This is a genomic window from Hassallia byssoidea VB512170, assembly GCF_000817785.2.
Taxonomy (GTDB): Bacteria; Cyanobacteriota; Cyanobacteriia; order Cyanobacteriales; family Nostocaceae; genus Hassallia; species Hassallia carrinoi.
In genome coordinates, this window is sequence record NZ_JTCM02000105.1 from 1 (window position 1) to 22,475 (window position 22,475).

Annotated in this window: 19 protein-coding genes, 1 tRNA gene and 1 pseudogene; 7 read left to right on the top strand and 14 right to left on the bottom strand. The window is 43.2% G+C overall.

What is annotated here, in order from left to right; translation table 11 throughout:
• Positions 1–369: hypothetical protein (locus PI95_RS28355; RefSeq protein ID WP_201280645.1), on the bottom strand; the 369-nt coding region annotated here is incomplete at its 3' end.
• Positions 370–486: 117 nt separating this feature from the next.
• Between PI95_RS28355 and PI95_RS28360 the strand changes: the two genes are divergently transcribed.
• On the top strand, positions 487–4,662 hold the full coding sequence (locus tag PI95_RS28360) for an NB-ARC domain-containing protein (protein WP_163519279.1): 4,176 nt from the start codon (positions 487–489) through the stop codon (positions 4,660–4,662).
• Between the two features lie 11 nt (positions 4,663–4,673).
• Here PI95_RS28360 and gcvT read toward each other — a convergent pair whose 3' ends face one another.
• Complete coding sequence (gene gcvT, locus PI95_RS28365; RefSeq protein WP_039743271.1) at positions 4,674–5,810, bottom strand: glycine cleavage system aminomethyltransferase GcvT; 1,137 nt, start codon at positions 5,808–5,810, stop codon at positions 4,674–4,676.
• 398 nt (positions 5,811–6,208) lie between these two features.
• A complete protein-coding gene (locus PI95_RS28370) occupies positions 6,209–6,667 on the bottom strand; it encodes an orange carotenoid protein N-terminal domain-containing protein (RefSeq protein ID WP_039743269.1) in 459 nt (152 codons plus the stop codon).
• A 392-nt stretch (positions 6,668–7,059) separates the two neighbouring features.
• On the opposite strand from PI95_RS28370, the gene PI95_RS28375 reads away from it, so the two are divergent.
• Together PI95_RS28375 and PI95_RS28385 are read left to right on the top strand one after the other, a co-directional pair.
• Positions 7,060–7,887 (top strand): metallophosphoesterase, encoded by an 828-nt coding sequence (locus PI95_RS28375; protein WP_039743267.1) that lies wholly within the window; start codon positions 7,060–7,062, stop codon positions 7,885–7,887.
• 212 nt (positions 7,888–8,099) lie between these two features.
• On the top strand, positions 8,100–8,930 hold the full coding sequence (locus PI95_RS28385) for a metallophosphoesterase (protein WP_039743265.1): 831 nt from the start codon (positions 8,100–8,102) through the stop codon (positions 8,928–8,930).
• A 602-nt stretch (positions 8,931–9,532) separates the two neighbouring features.
• On the opposite strand, the gene PI95_RS28390 is transcribed toward PI95_RS28385, so the two are convergent.
• Together PI95_RS28390 and PI95_RS28395 are read right to left on the bottom strand one after the other, a co-directional pair.
• Positions 9,533–10,942 (bottom strand): DnaJ domain-containing protein, encoded by a 1,410-nt coding sequence (locus PI95_RS28390; protein WP_039743263.1) that lies wholly within the window; start codon positions 10,940–10,942, stop codon positions 9,533–9,535.
• 224 nt (positions 10,943–11,166) lie between these two features.
• A pseudogene (locus tag PI95_RS28395) lies at positions 11,167–12,075 on the bottom strand (WD40 repeat domain-containing protein); the annotation flags it as partial.
• A gap of 434 nt (positions 12,076–12,509) precedes the next feature.
• Here PI95_RS28395 and PI95_RS28400 point away from each other — a divergent pair.
• A complete protein-coding gene (locus PI95_RS28400; RefSeq protein ID WP_039743259.1) occupies positions 12,510–13,706 on the top strand; it encodes a PQQ-dependent sugar dehydrogenase in 1,197 nt (398 codons plus the stop codon).
• Positions 13,707–13,889: 183 nt separating this feature from the next.
• Here PI95_RS28400 and PI95_RS28405 read toward each other — a convergent pair whose 3' ends face one another.
• Positions 13,890–14,498: a J domain-containing protein gene (locus PI95_RS28405; protein ID WP_039743257.1), complete on the bottom strand. Its 609-nt coding sequence runs from the start codon at positions 14,496–14,498 to the stop codon at positions 13,890–13,892.
• A 35-nt stretch (positions 14,499–14,533) separates the two neighbouring features.
• On the opposite strand from PI95_RS28405, the gene PI95_RS28410 reads away from it, so the two are divergent.
• The 3 genes from PI95_RS28410 to PI95_RS28420 all read left to right on the top strand — a co-directional run bounded on the left by PI95_RS28410 (position 14,534) and on the right by PI95_RS28420 (position 16,527).
• On the top strand, positions 14,534–15,631 hold the full coding sequence (locus tag PI95_RS28410) for a tocopherol cyclase family protein (protein ID WP_039743255.1): 1,098 nt from the start codon (positions 14,534–14,536) through the stop codon (positions 15,629–15,631).
• A 39-nt stretch (positions 15,632–15,670) separates the two neighbouring features.
• Positions 15,671–15,744: transfer RNA gene (locus tag PI95_RS28415), tRNA-Arg, on the top strand.
• Positions 15,745–15,996: 252 nt separating this feature from the next.
• Positions 15,997–16,527 (top strand): YdcF family protein, encoded by a 531-nt coding sequence (locus PI95_RS28420; protein ID WP_039743254.1) that lies wholly within the window; start codon positions 15,997–15,999, stop codon positions 16,525–16,527.
• Positions 16,528–16,546: 19 nt separating this feature from the next.
• Here the strand turns inward: PI95_RS28420 and PI95_RS28425 are convergent, their stop codons facing one another.
• From PI95_RS28425 to PI95_RS28460, 8 genes are all read right to left on the bottom strand, one after another.
• The gene (locus tag PI95_RS28425; protein WP_039743252.1) at positions 16,547–16,915 is read right to left on the bottom strand and encodes a hypothetical protein; all 369 of its coding nucleotides are present in this window, start codon (positions 16,913–16,915) and stop codon (positions 16,547–16,549) included.
• Between the two features lie 19 nt (positions 16,916–16,934).
• On the bottom strand, positions 16,935–17,222 hold the full coding sequence (locus PI95_RS28430; RefSeq protein WP_039743250.1) for a DUF2288 domain-containing protein: 288 nt from the start codon (positions 17,220–17,222) through the stop codon (positions 16,935–16,937).
• 115 nt (positions 17,223–17,337) lie between these two features.
• Entirely contained in the window at positions 17,338–18,375 is a 1,038-nt protein-coding gene (locus PI95_RS28435; RefSeq protein ID WP_039743248.1) for an AI-2E family transporter, read from the bottom strand.
• A 92-nt stretch (positions 18,376–18,467) separates the two neighbouring features.
• A complete protein-coding gene (locus tag PI95_RS28440) occupies positions 18,468–19,106 on the bottom strand; it encodes a lysophospholipid acyltransferase family protein (protein ID WP_039743246.1) in 639 nt (212 codons plus the stop codon).
• Positions 19,107–19,172: 66 nt separating this feature from the next.
• Positions 19,173–20,051, bottom strand: coding sequence for an ACP S-malonyltransferase (gene fabD, locus PI95_RS28445; RefSeq protein ID WP_039743244.1), 879 nt, complete (start codon positions 20,049–20,051; stop codon positions 19,173–19,175).
• A gap of 112 nt (positions 20,052–20,163) precedes the next feature.
• On the bottom strand, positions 20,164–21,156 hold the full coding sequence (locus PI95_RS28450; RefSeq protein ID WP_039744068.1) for a beta-ketoacyl-ACP synthase 3: 993 nt from the start codon (positions 21,154–21,156) through the stop codon (positions 20,164–20,166).
• A 66-nt stretch (positions 21,157–21,222) separates the two neighbouring features.
• Positions 21,223–22,248: a phosphate acyltransferase PlsX gene (gene plsX / locus PI95_RS28455; protein WP_039743242.1), complete on the bottom strand. Its 1,026-nt coding sequence runs from the start codon at positions 22,246–22,248 to the stop codon at positions 21,223–21,225.
• On the bottom strand, positions 22,217–22,475 hold a 259-nt coding region (locus tag PI95_RS28460), incomplete at its 5' end, for a hypothetical protein (protein WP_163519281.1). The genes PI95_RS28460 and plsX, both read right to left, overlap by 32 nt.

Sequence of the window (22,475 nt, forward strand, 5' to 3'; positions counted from 1 at the left end):
CATCGTGACGGAAACCGCCTTCGCTTTTAGCGTCTCCCCTTGGGAGAAGACGGGGGCTGGACTCACCAAGTACGCCAAGTACGCCAAGGAATAAGAGTTGCAGAGGGTTTTGCGATCGCCTGCCATATGATAATTTAAGTTCGGAGATCCGAGTTTTACCTTCAGAAGCTCAACGTTCACCCTCAGAAGCTCAACGTTCACCCTCAGAAGCTCAACGTTCAGCCTCAGAAGCTCAAGTTTCACCCTCAGAAGCTCAACGTTCAGCCTCAGAAGCTCAACGTTCAGCCTCAGAAGCTCAAGTTTCACCCTCAGAAGCTCAAGTTTCACCTTCAGAAGCTCAAGTTTCACCTTCAGAAGCTCATCGTTCACCTTCAAAGGCTCAAAGTTGACCTTTATTGCTTCCGGAATCGCTGTTAATGCTGCTGAGATTATAGGTAATGCTATTGAATTTTGATATTAAAAGCTTGATAATAGCCTCAGCCGCCCATGAGCAATAATCCGACTGTGAAGAAAATCTTGATTTTGGCAGCGAATCCTAAAAATACAGTGCGCTTGCGGCTGGATCAAGAGGTGCGTGATATTGAAGAAGGGTTGCAGCTTGCCAGACAACGTGACAATTTTATTCTACAGCAGAAGGGGGCGGTACGATCGCCAGATATTCGTCGTGCTGTGTTAGATTTTCGTCCAAATATCATTCATTTTTCCGGACATGGTTCGGAAACTGAGGGATTATCGTTTGAGGATGAAAACGGTAAGGAAAAGTTTGTCACGGGTGAAGCGCTGGGGGGATTATTTAAGCTTTTTGCTAACCATGTAGAGTGTGTGCTGCTCAATGCTTGCTATTCCCAAGTGCAAGCTGATGCGATCGCTCAACATATTGATTATGTCATTGGGATGAATCAGGCGATCGCTGATAAAGCTGCACTGGAATTTTCCGTTGGCTTTTACGATGCTTTAGCACGTTACGACCCACAATATGATGAAGGTTCGCCGATAGAGTTTGCCTTCAATGTTGCTTGCAGTTCGATTGCACTAGCTGGGGTTTCAGGCGCATCTATCCCAGTGCTGATAAAAAATCCTAACCCAAAGCTGAGAAATGAAAGAGGCGATAATCAGCTTCTCGGTCAACTCATCGGTGACGTACCAAATTTACCACCGCATTTTTTACCCCGTGATGAACAACTGAACCCGTTAAAACAGAAGGTGTTAGCTGATACTAATCAACCTGTGGCTATCACTGGGCAAAGTCGCCATGTGGGTGTGCAAGGTATGGGCGGAATTGGCAAAACTGTATTAGCTACAGCATTAGCGCGGGATGAAGAAGTCAGACGAGCGTTTCCTGATGGGGTGATTTGGATAACATTCGGACAAACACCGCAAATTTTAACTTTGCAATCGGATGTAGTAGAAGCGCTGGGGGATAAGCAAGCATCGTTTACCGAGATTAATTCGGGAAAAACGCAGTTGCGAAAGTTGTTGACGGGTAAAAGTTGTTTGCTGATTTTGGATGATGTCTGGAATTTAGAACACGCAAGCGCATTTGACGTGTTAGAAAAACCTTGCCAGATGTTAATTACTACCCGTGATGCGGGGATAATTACAGCGTTGGGAGGTGAAGAATATCAGCTTTCAATTTTAAATGAAGAACAGGCTTTAGCTTTGTTGGCAGATTGGGCAAATCAAGCCGTAGAGACGTTACCAACGACAGCAATAGACGTAGCGCAAGAATGTGGGTATTTGCCATTAGCATTGTCAATGGTGGGAGCGATGATGCGGGGGAAACCGACTAATCGCTGGCAGAATATATTAGAAAAGCTGCGTAGTGCAGACTTAGACAAGATTCGTCAACAGTTTCCAGATTATCCTTATCCTGATTTACTCAAGGCAATTCAGGTAAGTGTGGAAGCGCTGGAACCAGAAGAGAGAGAAAGATATTTAGATTTTGCTGTATTTCCTGAAGATACAGCGATACCGGAAGCAGTTTTGCAGACTTTTTGGGAACCGTTGGGGTTAGATGAGTTTGACACCCAAGATGTAATTGATAAGTTGGTGAGTAAGTCTCTGGCGTCGCGGGATGAAAAGGGAAATTTGAGTTTGCATGACTTGCAGCTTGATTATGTCAGAAAACAAGTAATCTCGGAGAACCCCACCCCTAACCCCTCCCCGCAAGCAGGGAGGGGAAAAGATGGTATTGTTAACTTCTCTTCGCAAGCAGGGAGGGGAAAAGATGCTACTGTTAACTTTTCCTCGCAAGCAGGGAGGGGAAAAGATGCTACTGTTAACCCCTCCCCGCAAGCAGGGAGGGGAAAAGATGCTACTGTTAACTTCTCCTCGCAAGCGGGGAGGGGAAAAGATGCGACTCTTAACTTCTCCTCGCAAGCACCGAAGGGAAAAGATGTGACTCTTAACCCCTCCTCGCTTGCGGGGAGGGGTGGCGAAGCCGGGGTGGGGTTCATTGGGGGGTTAGGTTTCCTGCACGATCGCCTATTAAACGCTTACACTGAAAAATACCCCTCAGGCTGGTATAGCTTAGAGAATGACGGCTACATCTTCCAAAACTTAGCACATCATTTAATTCAAGCAGGACGCCCAACCGAGTTACAACAGTTATTATTTGACTTTCGCTGGTTGCAAGCCAAGTTAAAGAACAGCAACATCAATGAATTAATTGCCGATTATAACTTATTACCCGAAGATGCAAATTTGCAGTTGCTGCGACGGACGTTACTAATGTCAGCACATGTTCTGGCTAAAGATAAAACACAGCTAGCAGGGCAATTATGGGGACGTTTGCAGTGTTTTCCAGCGTCGGAGATTCAACACTTGTTGCAACAAGCAAAGCAGAATAAAACTACTTGGTTGCGTCCTTTGACATCTAGCTTAACTCGCCCAGATGGAAACTTAATCAGAACCTTAACTGGTCATCTTTCCAGTGTTAATGCGATCGCTTTTTCAGTTGATGGCAAATACCTCATTTCTGGTTCATCTGACTTGACACTCAAAGTCTGGGATTGGCAAAGTGGGGTTAAAGTGCGTATTATACAGGGTCATACTTCCAGTGTTAATGCGATCGCTTTTTCAGTAGATGGCAAATACCTGGTTTCTGGTTCATTTGACAAGACACTCAAAGTCTGGGATTGGCAAATAGGGGTTGAAGTGCGTACCATTAGTGGTCATACTAACTCGATTAATGCGATCGCTTTTTCAGTAGATGGCAAATACCTGGTTTCTGGTTCATCTGACAGCACCCTCAAAGTCTGGGATTGGCAAACTGGGGTTGAAGTGCGTACCATTAGTGGTCATACTAACTCGGTTAAAGCGATCGCTTTTTCAGTTGATGGCAAATACCTGGTTTCTGGTTCACATGACACCACACTCAAAGTCTGGGATTGGCAAACTGGGGTTGAAGTGCGTACCATACAGGGTCATACTTCCATTGTTAATGCGATTGCTTTTTCACTCTCTGGCAAGTACCTCATTTCTGGTTCTCGTGAGAACACACTCAAAGTCTGGGATTGGCAAACTGGGGTTGAAGTGCGTATTATACAGGGTCATACTGACAATGTTAATGCGATCGCTTTTTCATCTGATGGCAAATACCTCATTTCTGGTTCCCGTGACTTGACACTCAAAGTCTGGGATTGGCAAACTGGGGAAAAAGTGCGTACTTTAACTGGTCATACTTCCAGTGTTAATGCGATCGCTTTTTCACCTGATGGCAAATACGTTATTTCTGGTTCAGATGACTTTACACTCAAAGTCTGGGATTGGCAAACTGGGGTTGAAGTACTTACCTTAAGTAGTCATAGTGACTGGGTTAATGCCATCGCTTTTTCAGCTGATGGCAAATACCTCATTTCTGGTTCATCTGACTCCACACTCAAAGTCTGGAATTGGCAAACAGGGGAAAAAGTGCGTACCATACAGGGTCATAGTTCCTATGTTAATGCGATCGCTTTTTCACCTGATGGTAAATACCTGGTTTCTGGTTCACATGACTTGACACTCAAAGTCTGGGATTGGCAAACTGGGGAAAAAGTGCATACTTTAACTGGTCATCGTGACTGGGTTTATGCGATCGCTTTTTCAGTTGATGGCAAATACCTCATTTCTGGTTCCCGTGACTTGACACTCAAAGTCTGGGATTGGCAAACTGGGGAAAAAGTGCGTACTTTAACTGGTCATTGTGACAGGGTTAATGCGATCGCTTTTTCAATTGATGGCAAATACCTGGTTTCTGGTTCATCTGACTTGACACTCAAAGTCTGGGATTGGCAGACTGGGGAAAAAGTGCGTACTTTAACTGGTCACACTTCTAGTGTTAATGCGATCGCTTTTTCACCTGATGGCAAATACCTGGTTTCTGGTTCCCGTGACTTGACACTCAAAGTCTGGGATTGGCAAACAGGGGTTGAAGTGCGTACCTTAACTGGTCATACTTTCTGGGTTCGTGCGATCGCTTTTTCAGCTGATGGCAAATACATTATTTCTGGTTCACATGACTCCACACTCAAAGTCTGGGATTGGCAAACTGGGGAAGTAATTGCCAGTTTCACAGGTGATAGTGCAATACGGTGCTGTGCTGTTGCAAGGGATGGCATATCAATTGTCGCCGGGGAAGCATCAGGACGAGTGCATTTTTTGCAATTTGAGGGGGTGTGATAAAGTACAATCTAAATCAGACGATTTTTTGACCGATAAAAGGGACGCTTGACTACAACTGCGGGGTAAGCTTTGCCGCGAATTTCTACTTCTAGCTGCTGACCAACACTTGCTAACTCAGTAGGAACGTAAGCAAGGGAGATGGGATAACCAAGTGTAGGTGATAAAGTTCCACTGGTAACTTCTCCGACTACTTTACCTTCAGATAATACTTGATAGCCGTGACGAGCAATATTGCGTCCTTGCATTTGCAAACCAATCAACCGACGTTGCACCCCATCAGCTTTCTGCTGTTCTAAAATTGAACGTCCGATAAAATCACCTTTGCTATCCAGATGAACTAACCAACCCAAACCCGCTTCTAAAGGGGTGGTGTTTTCATCAATATCTTGTCCATAAAGTGCCATTGCCGCTTCTAGTCGCAAAGTGTCTCTCGCACCGAGTCCACAAGGAATCACACCAGCTTGAATCAGATTTTGCCACAACTCCACCCCCACATCTGGATCTAGCATCACCTCAAATCCATCTTCCCCCGTGTAACCTGTGCGGGCAAGAAATGCCGGTTTCCCGAATATAGTTGCATCCAAATGACCAAATGCCTTGACTGGGGTTAAGTCTGCTTCGACAAATTGCTGAAGAATGCTGCTTGCCTTTGGTCCTTGGACGGCAATTAAGACCTTTTCTGCTGACAAGTCTTGAAATTTCACCTCTTCAGCGTCCAGGTTTTGCAATAACCATGCTTTGTCTTTGCCAGTGGTTGCCGCATTGACTATAATTACAGCTTTTTGCGTCTTTGTTGTGCTGTCTTCACCTTGATTATATATAATGATGTCGTCAATAATTCCCGCTCTTTCATTTAACAACACCGTGTATTGCGCTTGACCTGGTTGCAAGCGACTCAAATCTGAGGGAACTAAACGCTGAAGCTGGGAAATTACGCTTTTACCTTGTAATGTAAACTTACCCATGTGGGAAATATCAAACATCCCGGCAGCATTTCTCACCGCTTCATGTTCCCGGCTGATACCAGTAAATTGTACAGGCATTTCCCAACCGCCAAAGCTGGTTAATCTGGCTTTCAGTTCAACAGCAAGTTGATATAAAGGAGTTTGTGCCAGGGTAACGATAATTTCTTCTTGATTAGCCACAGGTATTTATTGCGATCGCACATCTATTTTAATATACCCTCACCCTAGAAGGGGCTGGCTCTATGAACCCCACCCCTTAATCCCCTCCCCGCTTGCGGGGAGGGGAGACAAAGCGTAGATTTGGCGGGGTGGGGTTCTTAGGGTTTAATATACCCTCACCTTAGAAGGGGCTGGCGTTGTGCGTACAAAGCTTACCTGCGTGGGTTGATGAGGCGATCGCACCTCATTAAAAAGATAAATTACAGCGATTTTTAGGTAAATTCATACTTATAATCAGTAACGCCAAAAAACAAAATCCCCTGATAGAAAAATTCCCACCAACACCACAATAGGCATTGATGGGGATGTAAAACTTTCTAATTGTAGTAACCGCTTTAGCGGTTATCAACCACTAAAACTTAGTGTCCAGCGCCCATTTCCATTACAATACTACGTGTGAAGTCAACGCGCTTTTCAAAATCCAAGCCTTTGATGGTATCGACAAACTGCTTGGTATTTTCAGGCGGTTGATAATCAGATGGCATTGGTATAATAACGCCTTCTTCCATACCTTGAGACAGTCGCAACCAAACATCAATTTTCGCGCTAGAACTCAAAGCATTATACGCACGGCTAATATCACTATCTGCACCACTAGCAATGTCACGCATAGCTTGTAGTTGTTGCTGGTGATCCATTGCTTTAATCGCGTCATATTCAGCAGCAGCAGTTTCTTGAGCAGAAGTCTGGTTTGCTGGTATCAGTTGGTCTTTAATATCTAAGTAACCAAACCACAGCACACCCAGTTTAGTATCTACATCAAAGCCGCGAAACTGTTCTACAGCTTGTTTGGTCTTGTCATCAGTTGCAAAAGTCATACAAATAAATCTCCGATTGCTTAAACATTAACTCAGTAACTAAAATTACTAAGCTAAATAAATGCACATTACTTACAAAATCTTATAAATCATGGTTTATTCATTAACCCTGCTGTAGACATATATAGTTGTCACAGCTTTTGACAGATGTAAATAATATATCTTTGATTAAAAAGAATTCAGAATTACAGTCATTTTTAATAATGTGAAAACTGCTGTAAATAAACTACCGATATCAGTTCAAAAGTAAAGCTGCATTGAAGTATTTTACGTATTTATACGCAAGGAAATACATGTTTGATGAATTTTTGACAAAGTTGTTTCAGTTGTGACAGGCGATCGCTATATTTTTAGTTAAGCTGTAAGCGCCAAGCTATGATATCAAGCACATTATGCACTGGTTGTTATCTGGACCGTTGAGTGTAGAAAAATTGACGGTTAAGATTGCTGGTTTACCCGCATCATTACAAAACTTAAAACTGGTGCAGATGTCAGATTTTCACTATGATGGTTTGGGGCTGAGTGAAAAAATGTTAGATAAAGCGATCGCTCTTTGCAACGAAGCCGAACCAGATTTAGTATTATTAACCGGCGACTACATCACCACCACCCCTTCCCCGATTCACCAACTGGTGCTAAGACTCAAACATCTCCAAAGTCGCTTAGGCATTTACGCTATACTCGGAAACCACGACATACATTATCGCAACTCGAAAGCCGAAGTTACAGGCGCTCTAACCAGTATAGGAATTGACGTTTTGTGGAATGAAATCGCCTATCCACTAGGAAAAGAACTACCAATAGTAGGATTAAGCGATCGCTACTCGTGGGAATTTAATCCTGCACTAGTTATGAATCAACTAGATCCGGCGACACCTTGCATTGTATTATCCCACAATCCAGACACAGCCGAGATATTGCAACAATGGCGAGTAGATTTGCAACTATCAGGTCATACTCACGGCGGTCAAATAATGATTCCGAAAATCGGTCCCGCGCTGCTTTATCATCGCAAAATCCTGCGAAAAATACCAATGAAAATACGGCGACGAGTTCCATGTTTGCGAAGAGAATACTCAGTAGTCCGCCATTGGGAATGGGCGCAAGGATTGCATCAAGTCGGAAAAAATCAATTATACGTCAATCGCGGCTTAGGAACTTATTTCCCAGGACGTTTATTTTGCCCCCCAGAAGTTACAATAATCACCTTAGAGGGTTAGTGGATGGTGGATAGGGGATAGTGGGAATTGGGCATTGGGCATTGGGCATTGGGCATTGGGCATTGGGAATAAGAGATTCTTTCCATTACCCATTCCCCATTACCCATTACCCATTCCCAATGCCCACTAACAACTAACCACCAACAACTAACAAATAACAATTTAAATTTTGGTAAGCTATAAGCGCTAGTATGAGGAGAATCTCTGGCGCTATGCATTGGTTGTTAACAGGACCTTTAAGAGTAGATAACCTGACGATAAAGATAGCGGAACTTCCAACATCTTTACAAGGCACAAAACTAGTGCAATTGTCAGATTTTCACTACGATGGTTTGCGGTTAAGTGAAGAAATGTTAGAAAAAGCGATCGCCTTTAGCAACGAAGCCGAACCGGATTTAGTTGTATTAACTGGCGACTTCGTAACCGACGATCCTACCCCAATTCATCAACTCGTACATCGACTCAAACATCTGCAAAGTCGCTGTGGTATCTATGCCGTATTAGGCAACCACGATATACATTACAACAAATCCAAAATAGAAATTACCACCGCCTTAAATAGCATCGGGATTCATGTTCTTTGGAATGAAATTGCCTATCCCCTAGGAAAAGAATTACCACTAGTAGGACTAGCCGATTATTGGTCAAGAGAATTTAATCCCGCACCAGTAATGAATCAAATAGATCCTGCAACACCCCGCATCGTCTTATCGCATAATCCAGATACAGCCAAGATATTGCAACAATGGCGAGTAGACTTGCAACTATCAGGTCATACCCACGGTGGTCACATCGTCATTCCTGGCATTGGTCCGGTGATAGTTTATTATAAAAAGCTTCTAAAAATACTTCCCAAAAAACTGCGGCGTTGGGTGCCCATTTTGCGCGGAGACTGTTCTAAAGTAGTACGATATTGGGAATGGGCGCAAGGTTTTCATCATGTAGGAGAAAATCAATTATACGTCAATCGCGGCTTAGGAACTTATTTCCCCGGACGCTTATTTTGCCCACCAGAAGTTACTGTAATTACGCTCATTAGTTAGTTGTTAGTTGTTAGTTGTTAGTTGTTAGTTGTTAGTTGTTAGTTGTTAGTTGTTAGTTGTTAGTTGTTAGTTGTTATCCACTATCCACCATCCACTATCCACTAACCCTCATATACTAAACCGCCCAAAGCTACGATGGATACATATCAGCAGCTTGGGCGGTTTATAAGCGATTCAATAGATTGAGAAGAGTAAAAAATCAGAGGTAACTAACTCGACTAATGTGGACAATACTCGCAACACACGATACTCAACAATTGTGCATCCTTCATTCCAACTAGGCAGGCATTTTTGGCTGTGCGTTCAAAATCCTCCAAAACGACTTTACATGAACTTAAGGCTAAAACACGTTTTTAGGATACGACAATCGAGCAGTTATTGCGAGAACATTAGAGCAGGAGGCACAGGCTCTAATCTGAAGTTTTTGGTTGAAGGTTTAACTTCTCTGTACCTGTTTATAAATTAGCATTGCTCTTCCCAAGCGCAACGGTTATATTACCAAAGTTGATTACCATTAACTTATCGCAACAATTGCGAAATCTTTCTTAAGATTTGGGTAACTTGATTTATCTTGCTTGTTGAGATAAAGCGCTATCTTCCGTCTAAGGTGTATCGCATTGCCAAATCTTGATTGTCGTATCTCGACTACCACTAGCAAGAGTTTTACCATCGCGACTGAAAGCCACAGAATTAACCCAGTCCGAATGATTACCTAAAGTGTATTGTTCTCCTGTGCTAACTTGCCATAGCTTGACTGTACGATCTGCGCTACCACTAGCAAGATGCTGACCATCAGGACTAAAGGAGATAGACAAAACATAATTGTCGTGTCCGGCAAGAGTGTTAAAAAGCTTACCTGTAGTTATTTCCCACAGTTTGATAGTCCGGTCATAACTGCCACTTGCGAAAATTTTCCCGTCTGGGCTGATGGCAACACAAGTAACCCAACCTGAATGACCATTGAGAGTATGCAGAAGTTTCTTACTCTTCAAATTCCACAGCTTAATCGTATTGTCACCACTTCCACTAACTAAAATCTGTGCATCCTGGCTGATAGCAAGGGAATAAACCAAGTAGGAATGTCCTTTGAGGACATGTAACAGTTGTCCCATACCTATATGTGAAATTTTGATGCTAGTATCTCTACCTCCACTGAAGAGAGTCTGACCATCGGGACTTATGGCAACAGAAAAAACTGGAGTTGAATGTACTTTGATAGTGGTAAGTAATTTCCCTGTTGATACCTGCCAAATCATAACGCTACTGTCATCACTGCCACTAGCAATCCTTTGGCTATCTGGGCTGAAAGCAAGGCATCTTACCCACTTTGTATGACCAGTAAGAGTATGTAATAATTTTCCGGTGGCGAGATGCCAAATATTGATAGTATTATCATTGTTACCACTAGCCAGAGTTTGCCCATCTGGACTAATGGCTATTGTCAAAACCCAATTCAGACTCAGGGTGTGGAGACATTTCCAAGGCGATGTTTGAGGCTGTGGTTCAGATTTTGGCGGTTTTGGCGGTTTTGGTTGTGTTGTTTTCTGCTTTTCTAATTCTGCTACCTTTTTAGAATCAGAATAAGCTCTATTTTCATATCCTAGTTTTGAGCAAGCAAGTCCTCTATATTTGTATGCTTTAATGTAGTTTGGATCTAGGCGAATTGCTTGAGTAAAAGATTCAATTGCTTCAGTGTACTGTCCTCGTTGCGCTTGCTGCATCCCACGCTGGTAATATGTTTCAGCATTGATGACGTGGGTATAAATGTTTGTTTTATTGTTTTGAAAAGATTGATTTGTATTACTTGGCTGATAAAACTTTAGTTTTTCATATGCATCGTTAATTGTTTTGATTTTCTCCTCTGCTTCTTGCTTTTGCTGAGGTTCAAGAAAACGATCTGGATGCCAAGTTTTCGCTAACTCGCGGTAAGCTTGCTTGACCTGGGTCGGTGATGCATCAGGTTTCAGTCCGAGGATTTCGTAGGCATGATGGATGTTCAGGCGATCGCTCATACTAAAATACTAAAAAGCAGCAAATATTCTTACTACTTAGTATTCCCAAATACTAGTAATATGTAACGAAACTAGATGCCGACTTCGTAAAAGTTGTCGGGGATCTAAGTCTTTCACCTATTTAACCGCAGTAACTTTTTTATCTTCTGACAAAATCTGTGTTTAAGTGATGCAGGTTTTGACACAGATTTTGGTGATGGTGTTCACAAACGATAACCATTATATTAGTCATGACAGAATGGTTCACAGGGCAATAGCGTAATACTTTTATCTCCACTGCCACTAGCAAGCGTTTTACCATCTGGACTAAAGACAACGGAATACACGGCTTCTTGTGCTGTAAAAGTATAGATTTCTTTGCCCGTATCCACTTGCCATAGCTTGATAGTCTTATCTTTACTACCACTAGCTAAAATCTTGCCATTTGGACTGAAAGCCACAGAAGAAACATCATCAGAATGTCCGGTTAGGGTGCAGATTTCCTTGCCTGTATCCACCTGCCATAGTTTGATGGTCTTGTCTTTACTACCACTGGCTAAAATCTTGCGTTTTGGACTGAAAGCGATGGAATTTATCCCCCCAAACCAGTCAGCATGACCTTTAAGGGTAAGAACTTTTTGTTTAGCCAAATCCCATAGTTTGATTGTTTTGTCATTACCAGCACCACCACTGGCTAAAATCTTTCCATCCGGACTGAAAGCTACGCATAAAACGTCATCTGAATGCACCTTTAGGGTGTATATTTCTTTTTTTGTGTCTAATGACCAAAGTTTGACTGTTTTATCTTTACTACCACTGGCTAAAGTCTTTCCATCTGGACTAAAGGCAACACAGCAAACATTTTCTTCATGTCCACTGAAGGTGCAAATTTCTTTTGCGGTAAGCACATCCCATAATTTAACAGTTTTGTCATCACTAGCACTGGCTAATTTCTTGCTATCGGGGCTAAAAGCTACTGAATTAACGTCCCCAGACCAAGAGGATTCTCCGTGTCCTTTAAGAGTTTCGGGTTCCTTTTTTGCCAAATGCCAAATTTTTATGGTTTTATCTTTACTGCCACTAGCTAATATTTGCCCATCAGCGCTGAAGGCAACGGACATAACCTTTTCTGAATGCCCTTTGAGAGTGTGTACAGGTATTAAGTCTTGCATAAAGATGAGCAGTAAATAAATTTACTCTTTAGTATTCCCCAGTACTAGTAATATGTAACTGTCTTTACGACAAACTAGATCCCCGACTTTGTAAAAGTTGTCGGGGATCTAAGTCTTTTGCCTATTTAACCGCAGTAATTTTAAGCCAAGGGCGTACATGATGCGTGACAATTTTCCTGACACCCTTCTATAGGCTTACTTTTTAAAATAACTAAAGAGGCGTTTTGACAAGCGTATACAGCAACTGCTATTCCATTAGAAAGATGCGGTTATCACTGCAATAGTTTTAGACTATTTTGTGAAAATTCATTCCAAATGAATACTGAAAGAAACGATGAAGTAGAAAATATTTTCTACTTCATACTTTTGCCTTTAGTAGCTTAGTCTTCTCCTATCAACATTTAAGGAAAGATGTCGTGAAAGCAACAAGCTTACTCATCGGTTGTGCTTTGCTACTGAGCATAAGCCTTCCTGCTAATGCACAACAATCACAGCAACTAAACATAGAGCAAGTTGAGGGCTATCTGGTAACGCCTCAGCAACTGGAATTTGACGAATCGCTTCTGCAACAACTTAAGATACCTGCGGGATTTCGCATCAGCGTGTTTGCCAAAGACTTGGGCAACCCCCGGATGTTGGCAATAGGTCCCGATGGTACTGTCTACGTTACCCGCCGCGAACAAGGTGATGTGTTAGCGCTGTCTGACCGCAATCGTGATGGGCGTGCTGACCGAATACGGACGGTTGCCTCAGGTTACAAATACATCAATGGCATCACAATTCGTGAGAATCGTCTCTACTTTGTTACAGACAAACAACTTTACGCGGCAGATTTGCGAGCAAACGGCAAGATACGCAAACCAAAGTTGTTGATTGATGACTTGCCAGATGCGGGACAACACCCAAACCGCACCCTTGCTTTTGGTCCTGACGGATTGCTTTATATCTCAGTGGGTAGCACTTGTAACGCTTGTAATGATACCAACCCCGAAAATGCGACTTTGCTACAGGCACAACCCGATGGTAGTAATCGGACGATTTATGCCAAGGGCTTACGCAATACCATCGGCTTTGCGTGGCATCCGGAAACTGGGGAATTGTGGGGTATGGATCACGGTTCTGACTGGCGTGGTAATGAACAACCGCCAGAAGAATTGAATCTCATTCAGGAAGGCGCAAACTACGGCTGGCCCTTTTGTTTTGCCGATCGCCGTCCGGATGTGTATCTACAAACAAATCCTCCAGGCATGACAAAGGAGGAATACTGCGCCAATACACAACCGCCAACGCTCACCTACACGGCTCATAGTGCGCCGTTGGGAATGATATTTTATACAGGCTCCCAGTTTCCGGAAGAATACCGTAACGATGCTTTTGTTACTATGCGCGGTTCGTGGAATCGCAACCCTCCCTCAGGTTATAAAGTGGTGCGGGTGCGATACGAAAATGGCAAACCAGTCGAATTTGAGGACTTCATCACAGGATTTTTGGATGAAGAACAATTGACACAGTTTGGCAGACCAGTGGGTATTGCGATCGCACCGGATGGTTCGCTGTTGTTCACAGATGATACCAACGGTGTAATTTACCGAGTATCGTATGTAGGTCAGTGATCGTGGCTCGGATTGCTTTATGTATGGTTGCATTAGTATTTTAATTACGACCGCGTGTACCGTACTTATACTAGGGAGCGAGTGCGAATCGCAGTTGCGTTTTTGCCAACTGCGATTTTTCTAAAGTGCGAAACCGCAACTTCGGTTAATATCACGCCCAGAAAGTAGAAAATAAATTATGCCTCAACGCGATCGCCTAAAGCGCAGTAACTTTTTTATCTTCTGACAAAATCTGTGTTTAAGTGATGCAGGCTTTGACACCGATTTTGGTGATGGTGTGGGTTTTGTACCTGGGTATTTTAATTGCCATTCCAACTCTGCGGCTTTATTTAAATCGGCAGTGGCTCTATACTCATATCCTAGCTCCGAACAAATTAGCCCGCGATATTTGTATGCTTTAATATATTTGGGATTCAGGCGAATAGCGTGGGTAAAATTGGCGATCGCTTCTTGATACATTCTTTTTCTAACATTCTCCCTTCCCAATTCATAGAATGCCTCCGCATCAAAGCGATGAATGTGAATTTCTGTATAATTTGCTGCTGAAGATTCATTTGCCGCGATCGGCTGATAAGACTTTAATTGGTTGTAAGCTTCGTTAATTTTTTTGATTCTTTCCTCAGCTTTCTGCTTTTCCTGTAGACTAAAAAAACGATCTGGATGCCAAACTTTAACAAGCTTGCGGTAAGCTTGCTTCACTTCTTTCTGAGATACACCAGGTTTTAAACCAAGAATTTCATAAGCATGATGAATATCCAGACGTAGATGCGGTAGCGGGTTGTCGTCAGACATCGGGCATACTGGGAAATAAACACACGTGTAAATCTATGTTATCTATTTCCACAAATCCTTTTAAGTCAACCCAAACCCCCCACAGCGGCTATCATTGGGATCGCAGTAGCAGACGCTTCTTTGAAGGTTGGTATTATCGCGTAACCTTACCAGAAATTGAGCAAACTTTCGCCTTTATGTACTCTATCGAAGACCCCATCGGTGGTAAACCCCACAGCGGTGGTGCAGCGCAAATCCTCGGTCCAAATGATGAGTATATATGGCGGACTTTTCCGGATGTTAACAAATTTTGGGCAAAAAACGATGTCTTGGCTTTAGGTCATTGGGGCAAAACTGATTTACAAAGTCAACCCTTATACCTCTTAAGTCCAGAGTTTGATCGCCATATTCAAGAAGGTTATCAAGCTACAGCCACATTAAACCAAGGAATAATTCGCGATCCCGCTACGGGTAATTATTGCCGTTGGCAGTATGAAATTAAACCAATATACGGCTGGGGAAATAAAGGACAATTACAACAATCTACCGCCGGCATAGTGTCCTTTTTGCCAATATTTGAACCGGGATGGCAAATTTTGATGGCTCATGGTTTGGCTAGCGGTTGGATTGACTGGAATGGTAAAATCTATGAATTCACTGATGCCCCAGCTTACGGTGAGAAAAATTGGGGTGGTGCTTTTCCGCAAAAATGGTTTTGGTTGAATTGTAATAGCTTTGAAGGCGAACCGGACTTAGCATTAACCGCTGGAGGTGGAAGACGCGGTGTGCTGTGGTGGATGGAATCTGTGGCTATGATTGGCTTGCATTATCAAGATAAGTTTTATGAATTTGTTCCTTGGAATTCACAAGTTTCTTGGAATATTCAGCCTTGGGGTAGATGGCAAATGCAAGCGCGAAACTTAAATTATGAAATTGAATTAACAGGAACTACGCATCTACCAGGTACACCACTGCGTGCGCCCACCGCCAACGGTTTGATATTCTGTTGTCGGGATACTATGCAAGGAAAACTCGATTTAGAGTTACGCGAAGTAAGTGGAACAAAATCCAAAACAATCCTGAAAGCACATAGTTTTCTCTGTGGATTAGAAGTAGGCGGCGGTTCTTGGGACAATTCGTGGCAGTCTAGCTAAAACTAGTGCTATAATAGAATATGCTTCTTAGTTAAAGTTGGGGCTGTAGCTCAGTTGGATAGAGCGAGCGCCTCCTAAGCGCTAGGTCGCCGGTTCGAACCTGGCCAGTCCCGTCGTCTGGAAACAATTAAATGAATAAAGTAGTCGAACGTTGTTTATAGATGGTTCGATACAGGGTAGTATATTGCAATCATTCGCAACAAGCGTGCGTTTTTGCGATAGCTTATCTAAGTTCATATTTGGGTAGTTTTTTGCAAATCAAGCCTAAATAATTGTTTTTCTATTTAATTAGAGAAAATTCTCTGAACAGACGAAGTAGTAGAGCCTTGAATAAGTTACTTTTTACAGGTAAATCTTTCCGATTTATGGTTATTGCCCTACCGCTGTTGATGTGGTTGGGATATAAGGAAGTTAAAAGCCAAGTTGTACAACCCCAAGCGGTGTTAGTTTTGGGTGGTTCGACTGCGAGATTAGAACGAGAGAAGTTCACAGCCGATTTTGCCCGTAAGAATCCAAATTTACCAATTTGGATTACTGGTGGTAGCCCAAAAAAGACTACTGAAAGAGTGTTTGCTAAAGCCGGAGTCGATCCCCGACGTTTGCACCTGGACTATGAAGCGGTAGATACAGTTACAAATTTTACCACATTGGTGGATGATTTGGAAAAACGCGGCATTAAGAGTGTGTATTTGATTACGTCAGATTATCATATGCGCCGCGCCTGTGTGATCGGGGAGATTGTCTTAGGTAGTCGAGGGATTATATTTAAACCAGTGTCGGTTCCTTCAGAGCGATCGCCTGAACCAATTGAAAAATCACTCCGCGATGGTGCTAGGGCTTTAGTTTGGATGACAACTGGCTACACAGGGGCAGATGAAGCAAAAAATAAGCACTGAGTAATATCACGGTTTAGGGCTATTTTATTTGTGCCTTTTGCAAACGTTGTTTATCGGTATTTTGTAACTCTAATTGTTGGCGTAGCTTTTCGTTTTCACTTGCTAACTGATTAACTATTGCTTGGTCAATCAGGTTAGTGTCAGTGGTAGTGTAGATGTTGACACCTTGCTTTTGTGGTGGTTTTTGATTGTATCGATTGAAGTACAACTGCTGTACTCTGCGTCCGACTTCTAATACTTCAGATTTGGTACAGTTTATCTGTAACTGCTGACACCGTTCACTGATGGTAAGCCGAGGAGACATTGGTGCGTCAAGTTTGGAACTTTGCGCTGCAACTGGTGTGCTGGCAATTAGTAAAGTCGCTAAAATCGCAATAATGGTTTTCATATAGTAGAAGCTAAGTCGCTTATTTTTCTTGAATGAGAACGTATGGTTGTACAATCAGGGTATTAAATCGCTTTGTGCGATCGCCATTCCATTCGCCAATTTGTGCAACTGAGGGTTTAGCAAGCAATTGTTCATCAATCCATTGCTGCACTTGGGGGGTGTTATCGCTAGCGATCGCTATTCCGACATTGAGCAAGTCTAGCTCAATTGGTACTAATATCACCGCATCGCGCTGCACATGAGGAATTAACCACTCCCACTCAGCCTCATCTAAATTTTGGGTTAATTCGGCTTTTAAATCTTGCATAACTGCCCAGTTTTTCTCTGCTTCAAAAGCATTTTACCTTATTCTTCGTACAGACGTTCCACCGGAACGTCTCTACCTAACTCCTAACTTTTAACTCCTAACTCCTAACTCCTAACTAAACCTCTGCTTTCATCTCATCAATTTCAAATAGAGAAACTATTACTCCAGCGATAGGAATAGAGATAAAAATTCCTAGTAAACCAGCTACTCTAGCACCTACAAGCAAAGCAAAAAATACCACCACCGGATTAAGATTCAGCGCATCTTGCATAATTCTTGGCGAAATCAAATTGTCTTGTATCTGCTGAAGTATAATACACGCTACTAATACTTTGAGTGCTAGCCAAACATTTTGAGACAGCACAATCAAAGTAATTACACCAACTCCTAATGTGGCTCCTATTCCGGGAATAATGTCAAGTAAACCTACTATCACTGACAAAATTAAGGCAAAAGGTACTTTTAGTAAAGAGAAAATCATGAAAGTAGAAGCTGATAAAAACAAAGTTAATATCAACTGACCGCGAAAAAATCCTAAAAAGTTGCGTCTGATTATTCTTGTAAATCTAGCGCGTCGCTGGCTTGGTATCACTTTTAAGATAAGATCCCAAAGTTTTTCGCCATCAAGAAGCATAAAAAAAGCGACAACAGCAATTAATATGAAAGTCACAAAGTTAGTAATGAAACTTTGGAAAATAGACAAACTTGTTACCAACATTGATATAGCTTGGTCGCGCAATTGCGTTTCTACTACGCTTAAATCTATCTGCAAGTTACGGTTACGAAGAAATTCTTCTAATCGTTCTACAAAAGGTATTAAAGAGTTTAAAAAAGCAGTTACACTTTCAATTAATTGTTGCCCTTGAGATAAAACTGCTAAACCTACAGTGATTGCTAAACCTCCAAGAAACACAATACTAATTAAAAAAACAAAAACAACTGCTACACCGTGGGGCAAAATACGCCGCAGCCACCTAACAGGATAGCTGAGTAAAAAAGCCAGAATTGCTGCAAATGTAAAAGTAACGATGACCGCTTCAAAGTAAGCTAGAAGTAGTGTAACAGCCCAGCCAGAAGCAACTAAAAGTAAAAAGCGAACTAATGCGAGATTATTTAGTCGCTGCCAAAGATTATTAAATTCAAAGCCCCTCATATGGTATTTAGGGAAAGTACGATCAGCTTATAGTCACAAAATAATAAAGGCGATCGCTACCTCCTTTGAGCATATTTCTCTAATATCTCAACTTATCGCCCTAATAAGTGCAAATCATTAATTGCTGTTGTACACTGTTGCGTTATCGCCTCTAATTCCTCTTTATTAGTAGAATTAGGAGCATCAATCAACTTGCCAATTCTGACAGTGACAGGAACAGCATGAGGTATCGCCGAACCTTTTACCTCAATTTTCTCACTACCCCACAAACATACAGGTAATAGTGGTACTTTTGCCTTTGCAGCTAGCAGCGCTGCACCTCGTTTGGGGTCGGTAATGCGTCCATCTGGGGTGCGCGTACCTTGTAAAAATACACCCACAGCCCAGCCATTTTCAAGATACTCTAAAGCTGAACGAATAGCAGCGCGATCGGCGCTTCCCCGACTCACCGGATAAGCACCATATAATTTAATCGCAGTCCGTAAAATCGGGATTTTAAATAATTCTTCCTTAGCCATGTATGCTACAGGACGACCGACACAAACAGAAACAATCGGGGGGTCATAGTTACTCGCATGATTGCTGACTATCACCACTGATCCGGTTTTGGGGACGTTTTGGGCATCATAAACCTTACCCTGAAAGTAAGTGTAAAGCATAGGGCTGACGACAGACCACTTAAAGGCGTGGTAAAGTGCCAGACTGATAAAGGGTTCGCGACTTTTGCCCATAGGGGAGAGGGGGGGAGGGGGTGAATAATAACTCCTAACTGCTAACTCCTAACTAGTAACTATTCCCTAGTGCGGTAATTCAGTGGCATTGCGGACATTTTCTAAGATTAAGTCTGAGCAAGTGCGTTTAATTAAATTAGTGAGTACGTTACCAGGACCAATTTCTACTACTCGCTTAATATCGTTAACTGGTAATTGTAGAGAAATTTCTCGCCAACGTACACTTCCAGTCATTTGTTTAATAAGACGTTGCTTTAATATTTCGGCATCAACAGAAGGAAGTGGTTCTACATTAGATAATACTGGTACATTAGCTGGTTGAAATTCCACAGCTTCTAAAACTTCTTGAAATTCGCTTGATGGAGCTACCATTAAGGGTGAGTGAAATGCTCCAGAAACTTTTAAAGGGATAGCACGCTTTGCTTTAACTTGAGATATGACTGTTTGCACTGCTTCTGGTGTGCCGGAAATTACAACTTGTGCGGCACTATTATCATTTGCTAATACCACGTCGGGGGTTTGAGCGATCGCTTGTTCTAACTGTTCGCGGTCAAAGTTCATCAAAGCTGCCATCATCCCACCTGCGGCACTTTCCATCAGTTCAGCACGACGCTTCACCAACCGCAACCCCGCAGACCATTCAAAAACTCCAGCGATGTAAAGGGCAATATATTCACCCAAACTGTGACCGGCAACTAAATCTGGTTTGTGTCCTCTTTCCCGGAGAATGTCAGCGAGAATGCTTTCGACTATGTAAAGACACGGCTGGGTATAAAGTGTAGTTGATAACTTTTCTTCATTTTGACAGATTTCCGTCACAGACCAGCCCAAAATATCTTCAGCTTGGGCAAATTTATCTTGAGCGGATGGTAAATCTAATAAATCGGTTCCCATTCCAAGTGCTTGGGAACCTTGTCCGGGAAACACCCATGCGGTTTTAGTCATTGGTCAAGAGTCAAGGTCGAGGGTCAAGGGTCGAGGGTCAAGGGTCGAGGGTCAAGGGTCGAGGGTCAAAGTTTCAATTTTTGACTTTGGACTTTGGACTCTTGACTTTTTACTACCTTCCCCATTGAAAAATTGCTGCCCCCCAAGTGAGTCCGGCACCGAAGCCGGAGGTAGCAATGATGTCACCTGGTTTTATTTTGCCTTGTTGCACTGCTTCATCTAGTGCAAGGGGGATAGAGGCGGCGGAGGTGTTGCCATATTCCGCGAGATTGCTGATAACTTTATGTGCTGGAATATTCAGGCGTTGAGCTACGGCATCGAGAATGCGCTGATTTGCTTGATGTAATATCAGCCAGTCTATTTGGTCAACGCTGAGATTTGCGTGAAATAAAGCTTTGTCGATGACTTCTGGAACTCGTTGGACGGCAAAGCGGTAGACTTCTTTGCCGTTCATGGTGATGGGTTGGAAGTTGCCTTTATTAACTTTTACACCGGGGATAAGTTCGTCTGTTGAGGCTTTATAGGCAAGGTTGAGATAGTGGTTTTGAGTGCCGTCAGTTTTAAGTTCAAATCCTAACAAGCGATCGCTTTCGTTTGCTTGCAATATTACCGCCCCAGCGCCATCACCGAACAATATACATGTACCTCTATCTTGCCAATCTACCCAACGGGAGAGGATATCTCCTCCAATTAATAGTACGTTTTGATAAACGCCTGTTCTGATGTATTGGGCAGCGGTGACTAGTCCAAACACGAAGCCGGAACAGGCGGCTGTCAAGTCAAAGGCTACTGCTTTGGTAGCTCCCAATTCAGCTTGAATTTGACAAGCAGTGCCAAATAAGTCATCTGGGGTAGAGGTGGCGAGCAGAATCAAATCTATGTCTGCTGCGGTAATTCCGGCGGCGGCGATCGCTTTAAAGCTTGCCATAGTAGCGATCGTCTTCAAAGATTCATCTGCACCCGCTAACCGCCGCTCTTTAATTCCGGTTCTCGTGGCGATCCACTCGTCTGATGTGTCAACCAGTTGAGTCAACCCCTGGTTATCTAAAGAAGTTGTCGGTACAGCCGAACCACTTCCTATAATTGCTACGCCTAACTTTTCCACTCCTAGTTTCTCCACCTATCAGCTTTTATTGTTTGTCATCTGTCATTAGTAATAACTATTGACTTTTTAGTTGCTCTCCTGCTGAAGGCTTTGATATTGAGACTGAATTCGTTGCAGCACAGAGTTATCAACCGCTTCTTTGGCGATGCGAATTGCATTAAAAATCGAAGGCGCTTGGGAACTGCCGTGACCGATTATACAAATTCCCGCTACGCCTAAAAGCAAACCGCCGCCATGTTCGGCGTGGTCTACTCGCTGTTTAATCCGCTTCAGGTTTGGTTTTAAAATTGCCGAGCCGATTTGACCGCGCAATCCTTGGGGTAACTCTTCGCGCAAAATTTGCAAGACGATATCCCCGACTGCTTCGGCGAATTTTAACAAGACATTGCCGACAAAGCCATCACAGACTATCACATCAAAGCGACCGGAGAGTACATCGCGTCCTTCAGCGTTGCCAATAAAAGAAATTTGCGAATTTTCCCGCAGCATTTGGTTAGCGCGGACGGCTGCATCATTTCCCTTAGAGTCTTCTTCGCCGATATTTAACAAACCTACTTTCGGGTTCGGTGTCCCCAAAACATACTCACTATAAATCGACCCCATAACCGCAAACTGGTCTAAAAATTTCGGACGACAGTCTACATTGGCACCGACATCAAGTATTAATACTGGCTTACTGGCTATTAAGGTAGGAAACACGGCGCCAATTGCCGGACGGTCAATTCCCGGTAGTCGTCCCAAACGCAATAAAGCAGCTGCCATTGCCGCACCAGAATGACCGGCACTAACTACACCATCTGCTTTTTGGTTTTTAACCAAATTCATCGCCACATTGATGGAAGCTTTGGGTTTGCGTCTAATGGCGCTTAAAGGCTCCTCATCCATTGCGATCGCTTCAGTTGCGCTGACTATCTCCACCTGCCCTAAATTTGTTTTTGACGGCAGGGCAGCCTCGATTTGTTGGGGATCGCCTACCAACAATACTTCTATACCTAGTTCTTCTCGTGCCCGCAGTGCGCCGGCGACGATTTCCCCAGGTGCGTGATCCCCTCCCATTGCATCAATTGCGATTCTTACGCAAGTCGATCCCATTGCTAAAGCTTATAGAAACCTTACAAATTTTACCAGATGTTAGGGAATGCGGAGTGGGGAATGGGGAATCGGGAGTGGGGAGTGGGGAGTGGGGAGTGGGGAGTGGCGAATGGGGAGTGGGGAGTGGGGAGTGGGGAGTGGGGAGTGGGGAATGGGGAGTGGGGAGTGGGGAGTGGGGGATGGGGAGTGGGGAGTGGGTAAGAATTCGTTCTCTCGTTCCTAGCCTC

Excerpts from the sequence above, each read along its gene's own strand:
- PI95_RS28360 (WP_163519279.1), top strand. The coding sequence starts at position 487 with ATGAGCAATAATCCGACTGTGAAGAAAATCTTGATTTTGGCAGCGAAT.
- PI95_RS28370 (WP_039743269.1), bottom strand. The coding sequence starts at position 6,667 with ATGACTTTTGCAACTGATGACAAGACCAAACAAGCTGTAGAACAGTTT.
- PI95_RS28375 (WP_039743267.1), top strand. The coding sequence starts at position 7,060 with ATGCACTGGTTGTTATCTGGACCGTTGAGTGTAGAAAAATTGACGGTT.
- PI95_RS28385 (WP_039743265.1), top strand. The coding sequence starts at position 8,100 with ATGCATTGGTTGTTAACAGGACCTTTAAGAGTAGATAACCTGACGATA.
- PI95_RS28390 (WP_039743263.1), bottom strand. The coding sequence starts at position 10,942 with ATGAGCGATCGCCTGAACATCCATCATGCCTACGAAATCCTCGGACTG.
- PI95_RS28405 (WP_039743257.1), bottom strand. The coding sequence starts at position 14,498 with ATGTCTGACGACAACCCGCTACCGCATCTACGTCTGGATATTCATCAT.
- PI95_RS28410 (WP_039743255.1), top strand. The coding sequence starts at position 14,534 with ATGTTATCTATTTCCACAAATCCTTTTAAGTCAACCCAAACCCCCCAC.
- PI95_RS28420 (WP_039743254.1), top strand. The coding sequence starts at position 15,997 with ATGGTTATTGCCCTACCGCTGTTGATGTGGTTGGGATATAAGGAAGTT.
- PI95_RS28425 (WP_039743252.1), bottom strand. The coding sequence starts at position 16,915 with ATGAAAACCATTATTGCGATTTTAGCGACTTTACTAATTGCCAGCACA.
- PI95_RS28430 (WP_039743250.1), bottom strand. The coding sequence starts at position 17,222 with ATGCAAGATTTAAAAGCCGAATTAACCCAAAATTTAGATGAGGCTGAG.
- PI95_RS28435 (WP_039743248.1), bottom strand. The coding sequence starts at position 18,375 with ATGAGGGGCTTTGAATTTAATAATCTTTGGCAGCGACTAAATAATCTC.
- PI95_RS28440 (WP_039743246.1), bottom strand. The coding sequence starts at position 19,106 with ATGGGCAAAAGTCGCGAACCCTTTATCAGTCTGGCACTTTACCACGCC.
- fabD (WP_039743244.1), bottom strand. The coding sequence starts at position 20,051 with ATGACTAAAACCGCATGGGTGTTTCCCGGACAAGGTTCCCAAGCACTT.
- plsX (WP_039743242.1), bottom strand. The coding sequence starts at position 22,248 with ATGGGATCGACTTGCGTAAGAATCGCAATTGATGCAATGGGAGGGGAT.